Origin of the sequence: Allorhodopirellula solitaria (assembly GCF_007859855.1) — a bacterium.
Classification (GTDB): domain Bacteria; phylum Planctomycetota; class Planctomycetia; order Pirellulales; family Pirellulaceae; genus Rhodopirellula; species Rhodopirellula solitaria.
This window is the reverse complement of sequence record NZ_SJPK01000001.1, coordinates 691,048-705,003: the sequence shown is the minus strand read 5'-3', so window position 1 is coordinate 705,003 and position 13,956 is coordinate 691,048. Positions and strand designations below refer to the sequence as shown.

11 protein-coding genes are annotated in these 13,956 nt (G+C 58.9%); 8 read left to right on the top strand and 3 right to left on the bottom strand.

What is annotated here, in order from left to right:
* Positions 1 to 30: 30 nt before the first annotated feature.
* On the bottom strand, positions 31 to 2,427 hold the full coding sequence (locus CA85_RS02695) for an RNA polymerase sigma factor (protein ID WP_146389724.1): 2,397 nt from the start codon (positions 2,425 to 2,427) through the stop codon (positions 31 to 33).
* A gap of 256 nt (positions 2,428 to 2,683) precedes the next feature.
* Between CA85_RS02695 and CA85_RS02690 the strand changes: the two genes are divergently transcribed.
* The 3 genes from CA85_RS02690 (at position 2,684) to CA85_RS02680 (ending at position 6,809) form a co-directional block, all read left to right on the top strand.
* Complete coding sequence (locus tag CA85_RS02690; protein ID WP_146389723.1) at positions 2,684 to 4,864, top strand: alpha-amylase/4-alpha-glucanotransferase domain-containing protein; 2,181 nt, start codon at positions 2,684 to 2,686, stop codon at positions 4,862 to 4,864.
* Positions 4,865 to 4,935: 71 nt separating this feature from the next.
* Entirely contained in the window at positions 4,936 to 5,787 is an 852-nt protein-coding gene (locus tag CA85_RS02685; RefSeq protein ID WP_186774697.1) for a serine/threonine-protein kinase, read from the top strand.
* Between the two features lie 350 nt (positions 5,788 to 6,137).
* Positions 6,138 to 6,809: a hypothetical protein gene (locus CA85_RS02680; protein WP_146389721.1), complete on the top strand. Its 672-nt coding sequence runs from the start codon at positions 6,138 to 6,140 to the stop codon at positions 6,807 to 6,809.
* Positions 6,810 to 6,833: 24 nt separating this feature from the next.
* Here CA85_RS02680 and CA85_RS02675 read toward each other — a convergent pair whose 3' ends face one another.
* Entirely contained in the window at positions 6,834 to 7,055 is a 222-nt protein-coding gene (locus CA85_RS02675) for a hypothetical protein (RefSeq protein WP_146389720.1), read from the bottom strand.
* Between the two features lie 145 nt (positions 7,056 to 7,200).
* Here CA85_RS02675 and CA85_RS02670 point away from each other — a divergent pair, with 145 nt between their 5' ends.
* The 4 genes from CA85_RS02670 (at position 7,201) to CA85_RS02655 (ending at position 11,907) form a co-directional block, all read left to right on the top strand.
* Positions 7,201 to 8,283, top strand: coding sequence for a DUF1559 family PulG-like putative transporter (locus tag CA85_RS02670; protein WP_146389719.1), 1,083 nt, complete (start codon positions 7,201 to 7,203; stop codon positions 8,281 to 8,283).
* Between the two features lie 2 nt (positions 8,284 to 8,285).
* Complete coding sequence (locus tag CA85_RS02665; protein WP_146389718.1) at positions 8,286 to 9,731, top strand: outer membrane protein assembly factor BamB family protein; 1,446 nt, start codon at positions 8,286 to 8,288, stop codon at positions 9,729 to 9,731.
* Positions 9,728 to 10,957 carry a hypothetical protein gene (locus tag CA85_RS02660; protein WP_146389717.1) on the top strand — a complete coding sequence of 410 codons (1,230 nt, stop codon included), beginning with the start codon at positions 9,728 to 9,730 and terminating at the stop codon, positions 10,955 to 10,957. Before CA85_RS02665 ends, CA85_RS02660 begins: the two co-directional genes overlap by 4 nt.
* 140 nt (positions 10,958 to 11,097) lie before the next feature.
* Positions 11,098 to 11,907 (top strand): DUF4198 domain-containing protein, encoded by an 810-nt coding sequence (locus CA85_RS02655; protein ID WP_186774696.1) that lies wholly within the window; start codon positions 11,098 to 11,100, stop codon positions 11,905 to 11,907.
* Between the two features lie 18 nt (positions 11,908 to 11,925).
* Here the strand turns inward: CA85_RS02655 and CA85_RS02650 are convergent, their stop codons facing one another.
* Positions 11,926 to 13,176, bottom strand: coding sequence for a cell surface protein (locus tag CA85_RS02650; protein WP_146389715.1), 1,251 nt, complete (start codon positions 13,174 to 13,176; stop codon positions 11,926 to 11,928).
* A 307-nt stretch (positions 13,177 to 13,483) separates the two neighbouring features.
* Here CA85_RS02650 and CA85_RS02645 point away from each other — a divergent pair, with 307 nt between their 5' ends.
* Positions 13,484 to 13,915 (top strand): DUF6384 family protein, encoded by a 432-nt coding sequence (locus tag CA85_RS02645; RefSeq protein ID WP_146389714.1) that lies wholly within the window; start codon positions 13,484 to 13,486, stop codon positions 13,913 to 13,915.
* Positions 13,916 to 13,956 lie beyond the last annotated feature (41 nt).

Genomic DNA, 13,956 nt, shown 5'->3' with positions numbered 1-13,956 from the left:
ACATGGCTTTCGGGCCGACATGCGGTGCGATTAAAAGAATCCGCCGCCTCCACCGCCTCCCATGCCTCCCATGCCTCCTCCCATGCCTCCACCCATACCGCCTCCCATGCCTCCGCCCATGCCTCCGCCCATGCCTCCGCCCATGCCTCCCATGCCAGCAGGCTGTCCGAATGAGACGGGAGCGCGGCCGCTCCAAATTGGGTCTGGGCCGACGTGGGATTCTCGAAGCGACAGCATCAGGTCGGCAATTTGCTCGTGAACACTCCGCGAGGTGCTGACCAGCAGGGCGGGCCGGGCGTATTCGCCGTTGCCAACAGCGCCCATCGTCCCGACTCCACCGAGCGCCTCCCAGCTATCGGGTTCGATCGTCGATTGGATCATGGACATCGGTGAGCCCATGTCACCGCGGGGCAATCCGGTACCTTCGAGGAAGTACAGCCGGGTAAGCAAGCGGGTGTCCTCGTCGTCGCGGGTCGTTACGGCAATCACGCCATCGCGGTAGGTGTAGGTGAGTTCCAAGTTACGCAGTATGAGGTCGAGAGCTGCGCCGAGGGGCAATTCCTGCGTCACGGAAGGCCTGCCGTGTTTGGGCTTGGATCTCCCTACTTGCGAAACCGGATTGTCTTTGGGCGTCGCCTTTTGACTGGGGTCTCGCTCCGAGGCATCGGGCTGTTCAGCCTGCTGCGGTTGCTCAGAATCGACAACCGTTTGATCATCCGACATGGAGAAATCGGGTTGTCCGAAGCCTCGGACGGGTGTATCGGCAGTCAATCCAATCGCTTCGAGTGCTGTTCGCTCGATCACGATGGGGAAATTGACTGCTTGCGAAAACCGGGCAATGGTTTGATCGAGCGGCATCGAGGTCAACGGCAGTTCCACGTCCTGCTCGAGCACTTCGCCGACACGCTCAAGGAACTCCTCGGAAAGTCCCACCCATTTATCGGTTGAGATTCCTTGCCGAGTCAGTTCCGTGAAATCGGCTGTGATAACAAGCCCCTCGTCTTGCACTTCGGCCCGCAGGGCGAGCGGTTGCAGGGATTTACGTAGTGTGCTGCGGAGGGGTTGATGATCGCTGTGAAAGGCAACGTCGGTTTTCGCTGGATCGAGACCCGCTTGATCGATGGCTCGCGCATCGGCGAGCACCGGCACGCCGAGTTGTTGGGAGAGTAGATCGGCGAGCGAATGCAGTTTCGACTCGAGTTCGATGCTGACGTCGGTATCCATCATTGCGGCGACCCTGCGGGCGATTTCGGTGCGATGCTTGGTGGGCTCCTCCGCGGCTGGCTGAGCAGTTTGTTGTGGCGCGACAGGACGTGTCGGAGCAACCGGCTGTGGGGGCCTGGGTGTCTTTGTCGGTGCGGGGACATGCGCCGGTACGGGGGCAGTCACCGGTGCGGGTGCGGGTGTTCGTGCGGGTGCGGATCCAAACTGACCCATGATCATCGGGACGTCGCTGGTCGGCATGCCGCTGGCGGCGCCCGCGATTTCAACGCTCAGGGGGCGTTGGTCGGTGTCGCCCGAAGCGGGGACCTGAGACAGGCATAGACTCGCGACGGCTGCGGAGGTGAGGCAAGCACCGGCAACCCATGAGGAAACGCGTAACATGGAACTTCCTGACTTGGAAAGAGAAGAGAGGTTGACCGGCGGTCCGGTCGGTTCGGAGGAAGGGGCTGGCGGGGCGGTCGAGAGATCGAGGTCGCTCGGGAGCACGTCGTTGGAAACGTCGGCTGCCACGCTTTCGCTGACCTGCAAGACCTGCACTGCTGCGTAGGCGAGCACGGGCACGATGCCGCGGTGGCGAAGCCGGGCTGCCAGCGCTCGCTTGCCTCGCTGCACGTGGCCGCGGACGGCGCCGACCGAGGACTCGAGCCGTTCGGCGATGTTTTGATAGCTGTCGCCTTCGATCAAGTGCATGACGATGGCGGTGCGGTAGTGATCGGGCAGTTCGGACAATTCCTCATCGAGCACAATGGCTTCGTGGCGACGCGAGAGCGCCACAAAGGCATCCTCGTCGCCGCCAGGTAGTTCGTTCATTTCGATCCGGTCGTTGGCATGGTCGGCACTGGGTTGGGTGTCCAGTCGCCGTCGCTGTTTCAGGGTTACTTGCGCCGCCCGGGTGGCGACGCGGTGCAGCCAACCGGCGAGGCGTTCGGGGTGCCGGATCTGCGAGGCGGTTTGAGCCAAGCAGACCCAGGTCATCTGGAAGGCGTCGTCGGCGTCTTGGTCTTGGTTGCAATGCCGCCTGCAGACGCTTAGCACCATGACTCGATAGCGCCGGACGAGTTCATCGAAGGCGGCCCGACTTTGATCACGCCGCCATCCGTCGAGCAGATCGCGGTCACTCAGGCCAGCGACTTGGGCGGATGCGAGCGATCCCGTCGATGTCGACAGCGAGCTGCGCGGCGATTGGTGGGAAGTTTTATTCATGGCGTCTCATAGAGATAGGGAGCCGAGCTTGGCCGACGGCGCGCGAAAACTCCAAAAAAATGTCAAACGAGACGAATTCGAGCTCCCCGTCGCATTTTGCGCAATTGTTCAATATATCAGGCACGAACGTCGATAATCATGCTTAGGGCTAACGAGAATAGCGATTGTGCCGGTATTCGGAATCGTCGCGACGAGCCATACAATAGGGGCGTCTCGGACTCACTTCCCACACCTTCCCACCCATCGGCCCAACACCATGATGCCGCACGTTCACCTCTGCTTGGTACTGCACAACCACCAACCGATCGGCAATTTCGACGGTGTCTTCGAGCAAGCCTACCAGGACAGCTACCTACCGTTCTTGGAAGTGTTCGAACCCTACGAAGATCTGCAGATCTCGCTGCACACGTCGGGGCCCCTGATGATGTGGCTGGCCGAGCGGCATCCGGAATACCTCGACCGTTTGCGATTGCTCGTCGACGCCGGACGCGTTGAGATTGTCGGTGGACCACAGTACGAGCCCATTCTGACGATGCTGCCGAGCCGTGATCGGATCGGGCAGATTCAATCCTACAGCCGCTGGCTCAAACGCAATCTGGGGGTCACCCCAGGCGGGATGTGGACGCCCGAGCGGGTTTGGGAGTCGAGTCTGACGACTGATGTTGTCGACGCGGGCATGCACTACACTGTGCTCGACGACTATCACTTCAAGGCCGCAGGACTGACCGACGAAGACCTGACGAGTTACTACCTCGTCGAAGACCAGGGTCGCTTGCTGCGTGTTTTTCCCGGCAGCGAGCATCTGCGCTACACGATTCCCTTCCGCCCGGCGGGCGAGACGGTTTCCTACCTGCGTCAGATTGCCGAGCGGCACCCGGGAGCGGTGATGACCTTCGGCGATGATGGTGAAAAGTTCGGGACCTGGCCCGATACGAAGGTACACGTCTACGACGAGGGCTGGCTGCGGTCGTTCTTTGAGGCTCTCTCAGAGAACCGGGAATGGCTGCACACGATCACGATGGCCGAGGCGGTCCGCCGCGCCCCGGCAGCGGGCAAAACCTACCTGCCCGACGGCAGTTACCGGGAGATGACCGAATGGTCGCTGCCCATCGAGGCGCAAGAGACGCTCGAAGACGTCAGCCATGCGTTGCAAAAGAGCACGGAGTGGCCTCGTCTGCAAAATTTCCTCCGCGGTGGTTTTTGGCGTAACTTCAAAACGAAGTACGAGGAAACCAACGAGATGTACGCGCGGATGATGGACATCAGCAAACGGCTGGCGGGCGCCGAAGCGGGCGGCCGAGATGCCGGTGTGCTCGCCGAAGTCCGCGATCACTTGTATCGAGGCCAGTGCAATTGCCCGTATTGGCACGGTGCCTTCGGCGGTATCTATCTGCCGCATTTGCGAAACGCGATTTACCAACACCTGATCGCCGCCGATACGCTGCTCAGCCAACTCGACGGCACGCTGTCGAGCGCCCAAGCCTCGGCTGCGGATTACGACTTCGACGGCCAACAGGAACTGCGTCTATCCAACGAGCACATGGTGCTCTGGATTGATCCAGCCCACGGCGGTCGCATGTACGAATGGGACATTCGTGGAATCGAACACAACCTATTAGCGACCTTGCAGCGACGTCCGGAAGCCTACCACCGCAAGGTTTTAGCGGGCCCCGGAGCGGGCGACGGGGATGTTGCTAGCATCCATGACCGGATTGTCTTCAAGCAAGAAGGGCTCGATGAATGCGTGCAGTACGACCCGTTCGCTCGCAAGAGCATGATGGATCATTTCTTCGATAACGAAGCGACGCTCGAGTCTGTGATGGCGGGAGAATCACTCGAGCGCGGCGACTTTGTCGATCTACCCTTTGAAGCGAAACTGCGCCGTGGCGGCGATCGGGTTCAAGCCCAGATGCGTCGCGACGGGAACGCATGGGGGATCCCGATCACGTTGACCAAAGCGGTCACGATTGACCAGGGCAGTGACACGATGTCGGTCGTCTATCTACTCGAGAATTTACCGCCGGGCCGGCCATTGCATTTCGCCGTTGAGTGGAACTTCGCAGGCCTGCCTGCTGGCGCCGATGACCGCTACTTCAGCGACGCCGAAGGCAACCGACTCGGGCAACTCGGCGAGACAGTGAATCTCGATGAAGCTGATTATCTTTCGCTTTCGGATCGCTGGCTCGACGTCGATGTGGAACTGAAGTGTGATCGTCCCAGCGGTATCTGGGCGTTTCCCGTGGCAACGGTGAGTCAGAGCGAAGCCGGGTTTGAACTGGTTCATCAAAGCGTCTGTGTGATGCCTCACTGGATCGTCCAAGCCGATGCTGACGGTCGGTGGTCGGTCCGCCTTGACGTCCGCACGCGGTGTGGCGCGAACGCTGTCGCCGCTGAGAATCGAATGTTATCTGATGCGTTGAGCCCCAGCCCGAGCTAGGCAACCGGATCGATGCCTCGTCCTTTGTAGAAAATGAGAAACAGCGAGTGACCGCAAAGCTAAGATTGGTGATGGCCGAATCCGAGCCGACCCGGCGTCTGCGCGTTGGCGCGAGACTGGACAAGTATCGTCTGGTCCGTCGCTTGGGCGAAGGCGGTTTCGCGGTCGTGTTTCAGGCCCACGATACGATCGAGGATCGATCGGTAGCGCTCAAGCTTCCGGATTTGGCAACCGAAACGCTGTACCAGTCCTATGAAGACGTGCAGCGTGAAGTTCGCATCATGGCAGGGTTGACCCACCCGAACATTTTGCCGCTGAAGGACGCCCGCTATATCGACGAACAATTCGTCATGGTGTTCCCACTTGGCGAGGAGAGCCTGAACGATCGCCTGAGTCGGCGGTTGGCGCGGAGCACCGCAGTGGCCTACGTCCGCCAGATGACAGCGGCGGTTGCCCATGCTCACGCCAGTCGGGTGCTGCACCGGGACATCAAACCCGAGAATTTTATTCTGTTTCCCGACAACCAAATCTGTTTGACCGATTTCGGGTTGGCGCGAAATCAGACTCGGCGGCATCAGATCTCTGCCTCCGGCACGCTCGGCTACATCGCTCCGGAGCAGGCGATGGGTAAGCCTACCTATCGCAGTGACGTGTTTTCATTGGGGCTGATTGTCTACCGGATGCTCTCGGGCTGTTTGCCGGAGTATCCCTTTGAACCGCCACTGCCGTCGTATTCACGATTCCGCAAGGGGCTGCACCAAGACTTTGTCGATTGGACTCGTAAAGCGCTCGACCCCACCCCGTCGAAGCGATTTCGCGACGGCGTTGCCATGCACAATGCTCTCGAGCGTATCCGTCAAGTCATCACCGACAAACCCGCCGCCAGCAAATCCAAGCGGCAGTCGGTGCGGCGAGCCGCGTAAGAACGCGGGAGTGATAAGTGTCGCATTGGACGAAGCAACGAGCTGCTGGATACCCAGAAGTAGCCCGTCAGGGATTTGAGAGAATAGCCGGCTATTTTCTAGAACGCATCCGGCGTAGGAAAACGTGCGGGGCTCAACAGCTAGTGGCCTCGTCCACGATAGAATAGCTTTCGATAGATTCGCCACTTGTTGATCACCCGCTGCCGAGCTGGCCATGGTTTGCATGCGACGCAAGACCACAGCGATTTTCGGCGAGCGTGAATTTACAAATCCTCCACAGTCGACTAGAGTTTTCTACTGTGAGGAGCGAGCCTTTTTTGGGCCCGTATTGAGGCTTTGTCCCCAATTTGTTGTCTGTTCTATCGTTTCACCGATTGCGGTCTGGACCGCTACGCCAACCCATCAGCATTTTGCTGCTGGCGGTGGTTGCGTGTAGCATCGTCGGCTTGCCGCTGACGGCGCCAACCGCGGCGAAACACGGACGTTTTCCCTGCGAGGATTGCCCCTGTGGTTGTTCCACAGCTGCTTTCTGTTGGGACAAATGCTGCTGCCACTCGGATGCTGAAAAGCTGGAGTGGGCGGCTGAGAACGATGTCACGCCTCCCGCTTTCCTCGTCGCCCGCGCTTCTGCTGCGGAGAAACGCACGGTCGCGTCCGGACGAGAGTCTTCGCAGCCAACGATGACTGCCTGCGGATGTTGCAGCGGCCCCAAAGCGGCCGCCGATCAGGCTCCAGAAGCTGCATCCTGCGAGCTGCCCGCAGAGTGCGAGCTGCCCGCGACATGCGGATTGCCTGCTGAACCGGCATCCGCCTCCTCCGCCACCGGCATCCGCATCGTGAGACTTGAAGATGCTGCGAAATGCCGTGGCATCACATGGTTGTGGTCCTTATTTGCAGAGGTGGTTGTGGCGCGATCGGACGTGCTGATCACCGCCCCGCAGCCCCGGCTGCTCTTCTGTCTCGCGATCGAGAATGATCGTGCTCTTGGTAGGGCGTCTTGCCCCGACCCGCCTGTTCCCTAGCGGCCTGGTATCGCGAACTCGCTCTCACTCCGCTGAATCCTGTGATGCCGTATCACCTCGTGTGGTTACCGGTCGTGGGTGTTGGTGTGGCCTGATGAGCTGTTCGCCCAAGTTGATGCTGATCGCAATCGCACAGAACTGCTGCATGGTTTCATGCAGCTGGATCGCCGCTGCCGCGTGGGTGTTCGAGGTCTCGCTCCTCACACCAGCGTGGTCTTCGCCGCCGGCGCGGTAGCGTCCTTTCATTGTGCATGCGAGCTAAACACCCAGGAAGCTGCGCACGAAAACAGAACGCGCGTTTCGCGGAATCGCTGCGCGCCCACAGAAAGTTCGCCGCCCACCGCCAAATCGAACTCAGGCCCTCACCTTTCAAAATCAACAAGACATCAAGATGAAAACTCTCAATCCTCCCTCTCTCCGGCGACGGGCGTTTACGCTTGTCGAGCTCCTGGTCGTCATCGCGATCATCGGCGTGCTCGTCGGTCTGTTGCTGCCAGCAGTGCAGTCCGCTCGCGAGGCCGCTCGTCGGATGCAGTGCAGCAACAATCTGAAGCAGATCACGCTGGCGATGCACAACTATGAAAGCACTCACCGCAAAATGCCAGCCAACTTCACCACCGGGGCCGGCACGTCAGGAAACTTTTCCGTGTTCGCACAAATGGCTCCGTTCTACGAGCAGGGCAATGTGCTGGACCTGATCCATTTCGATCGACCGCTCAACATCGGGTGCTGCCCCGGTGAATTGGTTGCGCCACATGACGCGGCAGCGGCCACGCCCATACCGACACTGGGGTGCCCCAGCGAAGACTACTCTCGCACGTTTTACGTGACCGCCCTGGCTGGGGCGGGACCGACGCAGGCCTATTCCGCCACGAACTATGCGATGAACAATGGGACCGGCGTCGGCACGTTCTACGACACACGGGCGGCAACCGATGGAATCAATTGGATCAACGCCCACGTTGGGTTCGAAGCGGTCATCGATGGATTGAGCAACACAGCGGCGTTCTCGGAGCACCTGCTCGGCGTGGCTGAGCAGTCACCGAGTGAGCCGCTCAATGATGCCCTGCGTCGACGCACGATGTTCAATCTCACCTGTGCATTCACCAGTCGCACGATGCCGCCAACCACCCCCGGGTTCACGGGTTACGTGCTGCCAGAGGATCCGAACCAGATGGAAGCCTACACGCGAGCGAGTAGCCTGCACCGCGGGTGGTCCGGGCAACGTGGAGCGGGGTGGATTAGCGGCCGGGAATACTGGACCGGGTACAACCATTATCACGAACCGCAGAGTGGGACCCCGGACATGACGAGTTGTGGATGGGGCGTCTTCGGTGCCCGCAGCAATCACCCCGGCGGCGTGCATGTCGCCCGCTGCGATGGCAGCGTTGGGTTTGTTAGTGAGAGCATTGACCTGAATGTCTGGCGAGCTCTGTCGACCCGCAACGGCCACGAAGTCATGGAGGGACTCTAGAGATGAAGAAGCTCGAATTCACATTTTTGCTGACGATCGCCGTGACCGCTTCGGTCATCGGCCATCGGGTCGAAGCGCAGGCCGTCTGGCCATCCTTTTTAGGGCAAGGTCGGACTGAGGCACTCGATGTTTCCTCACTCCCATTGACGTGGGGCCCGGATGATGGGAGGCGATGGAAGGCCAAGATTACTGGGAAAGGACAGTCCAGTCCGATCGTATGGGGTGACACCATTTACGTCACGAGCATTGATGGTGACATGAAGGAAACATGCATCGTCACGGCCCTGGATCTAAAAACCGGAGACGAGAAATGGCGGAAAACCTTTGATTCCGCCATGCCGCTGCGGGCCAACTATTTCCAGAGTCGGTCCGCGCCGACACCGCTAGCTGATGGCCAGCATCTCGTGGCTTTCTTTGAAACTGGAACCCTGGTCGGGCTGGACTCAACAACCGGCGAAGTTCAATGGCAACGGTCTCTGGTGAAGGATTATGGTCCGTTTGAATCGACTATCGGTTTGGCTACCTCGCCGGTCGGATTGGGCGAGCATGCATTCCTGATGATTGATCATGAAGGCGAATCGTATTTGTTGGCCATCGATAAAGCGTCTGGCGAAACCGTGTGGAGAACCCCACGTTTTAGTCGCAGAAGCTATGCGTCTCCTGCGATCATCCGGATTGGTGATTGCGATCAGATTGTTTGCAGTAGCGACGGTTCGGTTGACGGCTACGATCCCGAGACTGGAGAACAGCTCTGGACGTTTGAAGATATCGGGGCCAACTCGTCCAACACGCCGCTCCAGGCCGGCGAGAACACTGTTCTGATTGGAGCGTCGGCGGGCATGCAGGGCGCGAATCTGCGCGATGCTGTGGAATCCAACCTGTGCCTGCGGATCGATCCGGCAGGAGATGGGTTTGAACCGCACGTTTGCTGGAAGACTCAGAAGGCGACCACAACCTTCGCCTCGCCGATGGCTCACGAAGGATACGCCTACTGGCTCACCAATGTCGGTGTGCTCTATTGCTATGAATTGGAAACGGGCACGAGGGTGTATCGCAAGCGAGCAGGCGAGCAGTGTTGGGTCACGCCCGTTGCGGTTGACGATCGTGTGTACCTATTTGGCAAAGGCGGCACCACGACCGTCATTGCCTCGGGCCCCGAGTTCAAAGTGCTTGCGGAAAACGAACTGTGGGACCTCGATTCGATCCCGAGTACGGATCCGGGGGCGTTCTCCAGTCAAGCTCAATCGCGAGGCCGACCGGGCGGCAGCGACATAGTCTCCGGTGGCGGGCGTCCACCCATGAGTGCAGAGGACCTGGAGTCCGCACGAGCCGGCGGTGAAAACCAATTCGCCGATCCAGTTCAGTACGGTGTTGCCTTCACCAAGGATGCGATCTTGGTTCGTACCGGAAGCGAAATTCACTGTCTTGCGAGTGGGGAGTCGCCATGACCCGCATTCTTATCTTAGCAACGGTCCTGGTCTCGTTGGAGATTTGGTGCGAGAATCGGAGCCAGGCCCAGGTTGTCAATTGGGAGGCGGAGCCGATTTGCTACAGCGAGACGCCGGCGACGCGAAACCCAGTTGCGCGGCTTCAGCACGCGATAGAATCCGATGACGTCCATGTCGAAGGAGACGATCCGCTTGCTAGGCTGCGGTGGTTGCTCGAGCAATTGCAGGTGCCATCGTCTTCACAGGTTATGGTGTTTTCGAAAACGAGTCTTCAGAAGCCAGAGGTCTCGCCCGACACGCCTCGCGCGATCTATTTCAATGACGACGTGTTCGTTGGTTATGTGCAGAACGGTTTGATCGAGATCGCTACTGCCGATCCTGATTTGGGGACTGTGTTTTATACGCTCGACCCTCACGATGAGGAGCCACCGCAGTTACTGCGACAGGCAAACCGTTGTCTGGGCTGTCACGGCGGAGCGCGGACCGCAGGTATACCGGGATTCCAGGTTCGTTCGGTGTTTCCTGATACCGAGGGGAAGCCAGTCCTGCGGGCTGGCAGTTCGCTGTCGAATCATCGCAGCCCGATCGCTGAACGCTGGGGCGGGTGGTATGTGACTGGAACCCACGGGTCGCAACACCATCGCGGCGGCTATCTTCTCGATGGCAACCGCCGCCCAGCAAAGTTGATCAATGACGAGGGAGAAAACCAATTGGCGCTCCCTTCCAGCGTCGATGTGACCGCGTACTTGGAAGTCACCAGCGACATCACAGCGTTGATGGTCATGGAGCATCAGGTCGAAGCTTATAACTTGCTCACGCAGGCAAACTTCGTCACTCAACATGCCCTCTGGCAGGCTGATGGCGAAGCGTTGGATCCAGCTCAGCGGCAGAGAATTTCGAAGGCGATCGAACCGTTAGCGGAGTACTTGTGCTTCCGCGATGAAGTGCCGTTGATCGCTCCGATCGGTGGCGTAGGAAACTACACCAGCGATTTCAGTCGCGTCGGTCACGCGAACTCTCCTCGCATCTTACGCCAATTTGAACTGCGAACACGATTGTTTCAGTATCCACTGAGCTACTTGGTGGCCTCGGAAACATTCACGAACTTGAATCCTGTTTTGCAGTCCGCGATCGCGACGGCAATCTGGGATCGTATCGATGAGACGAGCGGGCTGGCGGACCTGATCTCGCAGTCCGGCCCGCGTTGGCTCACCGAAAACCGATAGGACAATCTTCTGGGTTGTGGTGGTCGCACAGCACAGCGCGAAAAACGATGTCACGAATCTACGGCAGGCCGGATGCCTGTCGACTATTGAATGTCAGAGCAGGAAGCTGTTTCACCATTTTTTTACCAAAGAGAGAGACGATGTTACGTCATACACTCCTGATCGCTCTCGCGATCACCCTCCAGGCTTGCCAGTCCGCCGCAGCGCATGATGTCTGGTTGCAAACGAACTCACCGCTCATCCGCACCGGCGAAGTTGCGCATGTGGATCTGCGGTTGGGCAATCACGGCAACCATCACCGCGATTTCAAGCTTGCCGGCCGGATCAATCTGGATTGGGTCACGGTTGATCACATCACTCCCGATGGCGCTCGCGCGGACATCAAGGACGCGATGTTCACAACGGCCTCCGCTGAGAAAGAAGGGTACTGGACGACACCGCTGAGCGTTTCCCAGCCGGGGGTGCACTGCGTGGTCGAGCAACTCGATCGCGTCATGCAGCACGGAGCGTCCGTGCGAGGGATTCGCACCGCCAAGACCTATTTCTTGGTTGCCGATTCACTCGACAACCCGGCGCTTCGAAGCCACAGCCATGAGGAGCCATTGGACCTGCCCTTCGAGTTGGTACTGCAGACCTGCCCGATGAGCGAGGTGAAGGTGGGGGCGCCCATCACCGTTCAGGTATTGCATCAGGGGAAGCCGATTTCCGATGTCGTCGTCAGCTTCATCCCCGAGGGTGCGGAGCTCGATGGCGAGTTTGATCCCGAGTATGAATTCCGCACTGATGCAGAGGGCATGGCGACATTCACCGCCCAGGATGCCAATCGTCACTTGATCGTGGCTCACTACACGGCTGAGGATGAGAGCAGTGACGAATACGCCTTCACGAGCTACGGGTCAACGATCACCCTGCACGTTCCCAAGCAGCGGACTTTGGTCATCGGTGACTGATCGCCGGTGGTTGATCGGTTAACGCAGGTTTTCGCCCCGGGCGTACTTGCCCAGGGTTTCCTGGTATTTGCGTTTGCCTTCTTCAACGCTCTTCCGGATCGCCTTGGTACTCTCTTCGCTTTCCTTGCGGAGTTCGGCAACCATTTCGAGCGATTCAATCTGGAATCCGCTGATGGAGTCTACCAGCTTCTGAACGGATTCCGGATTGATGGTGCTGCCGTAGCCTGCTTTCAAAGCGGCGCGTTCGAGATTCCGTCCCAGGCTTGCGACATCTTCGAGACCTTTGTTGACACCATCCTTCATTGCCTCGGTGGCTTGGGTGACCTCGTGGAGGCCATGTTGGCTGGTGTAGACGGTGCCGAGAATCGTGAAGACATGTTCATTGGTGGTGAAGAACGTCACGGCTCGTCGGAACACGCGTTCTTTGACATCGTGGGTTTGCTTCAGCTTGGTGATCAACGTTTCGCCGACATCGTAGCCAATCTGCAGATTCTCCGCGATGTCTTTGAGCAGTTGATAAGTTTTGTCTTCTTCCTCGAAGCGTTGTCTGGCTTCGTCGCGGCGAAGTTGCAGTTTGCTTTTGCCGCCCTCGTCGGTCCCGGTGTATTCATCGAGAGCTTTCTGGGCAGCGCCGAGTTCGTCTTTGGCGGCTTCGAGATGGGGCAAATCTTGGTCGAGTAGTTCTCGCGAGAGCACTTCGGCTTCCTTGAGAGCGAAGCGGAAGTCGATGTAGGCGTCCATGATTTCTTCTTCGGACTTCAACGCCACCTTGGTATCTTTGGCGACGTCCGCGTAGACCTGCACGATCTCTTCGAAGCGGTCACTTGGTGTCCCACGCCGCATCTTCATCCACCAGTTCGAGACCTTTTCGGTACCGGAGATTTTGCCGTCATCGAGCTGAGCGATCAGTCGCTTGCTGTCCTCCCGCACCGAATCGAACATCTGCGCGATACCCAGATAGCGGTCGCCGACCTGGACGCTCTCGACGTTTTCGCGAACGAGTGCGTTGAAGGACCCCATGTGCTTAATCACCTCTGCAATCGCGAGCACCTTGGATTCATCGAGGTGCTTGACTTCTTCGAGCAGGGTGAGCAATTCCTGCGGAGCCTCGTTCTCGGTCGTGCCATACTTTTTGAGAGTTTTCATGGCTCGGTCGAGATAGTCCCGCATGGACGTCGAGCGAGTATCAAGGTGCTGGTCCGAACTCGCCGTTGACTGCGATTCGTTCTTCGATGCGGCAGGCGCTTGGGCTCGTGCTTGTTGACTCATGACCTGGAAACTCGTGAAAAGCGGGAGTGAACAGAAGACTGCCCATTAGGCTATACTTCCCGCAACCGAGCGGCAATCAGTCTGCGAGATTTCGGGAAAAGGTTGGCGGTGAAACGCGTCAATCATTCTCGGGTTTGTTTCATTGATGCTTCCACTGAGCGATTTTCCCTGTACTCCCAGAGAGCCTGGGTGTCTGCGTAGAATGAGAGGCTGGACCCGCGTGTCGTTGTGCCGGTCGCTGACAATCCATGCCGATTTCTCCCTGAGATTCTTCTCCGCAGGGACTCCACGTTGTTGGAACTGATCGATGAACTCGAATGCCAACGCTCAGGCGCAGGCTCCCGCCCCTCCCGCCGCCGCATCCCCAGCGGAACTGAGCCGCCGCCGCGCCGAAACGAAGATGCCTGGCGAAGATATGACGATTGCCGAAACACTGCGTGTGATGGATGTCGCCCGCGAGATGCGGCAGCAGCGTGAGAGCGCCGAGGAGATGTTTCGCCGCGACGAGGTTCGCGTGCGGTTGCGGAAAAAGCTCCTGCGGACTGCGGAGTTATCAGGGGACCGGGTCACCGAAGCCGAAATCGATGCCGCGATTGACCAGTATCTGGCGAACCTGCATACCTATGAGGCCCCCGAGCCGGGCATGAAGAAGTTCATCGCCTATTGTTGGATTTGGCGGTATCGAATCGCAGCGGCGGCGGCCGCGGTGGCTGCGACGGGCGCTTGGTTTCTTTTGTAGGTCGATCCGACCTTCTTCCTTCACCTGTTAATCGCCTTCCT

Coding starts and splice junctions, on each gene's coding strand:
- CA85_RS02690 (WP_146389723.1), top strand. CDS start 2,684: ATGATGCCGCACGTTCACCTCTGCTTGGTACTGCACAACCACCAACCG.
- CA85_RS02655 (WP_186774696.1), top strand. CDS start 11,098: ATGTTACGTCATACACTCCTGATCGCTCTCGCGATCACCCTCCAGGCT.
- CA85_RS02665 (WP_146389718.1), top strand. CDS start 8,286: ATGAAGAAGCTCGAATTCACATTTTTGCTGACGATCGCCGTGACCGCT.
- CA85_RS02675 (WP_146389720.1), bottom strand. CDS start 7,055: ATGAAAGGACGCTACCGCGCCGGCGGCGAAGACCACGCTGGTGTGAGG.
- CA85_RS02660 (WP_146389717.1), top strand. CDS start 9,728: ATGACCCGCATTCTTATCTTAGCAACGGTCCTGGTCTCGTTGGAGATT.
- CA85_RS02670 (WP_146389719.1), top strand. CDS start 7,201: ATGAAAACTCTCAATCCTCCCTCTCTCCGGCGACGGGCGTTTACGCTT.
- CA85_RS02695 (WP_146389724.1), bottom strand. CDS start 2,427: ATGAATAAAACTTCCCACCAATCGCCGCGCAGCTCGCTGTCGACATCG.
- CA85_RS02685 (WP_186774697.1), top strand. CDS start 4,936: ATGGCCGAATCCGAGCCGACCCGGCGTCTGCGCGTTGGCGCGAGACTG.
- CA85_RS02645 (WP_146389714.1), top strand. CDS start 13,484: ATGAACTCGAATGCCAACGCTCAGGCGCAGGCTCCCGCCCCTCCCGCC.
- CA85_RS02650 (WP_146389715.1), bottom strand. CDS start 13,176: ATGAGTCAACAAGCACGAGCCCAAGCGCCTGCCGCATCGAAGAACGAA.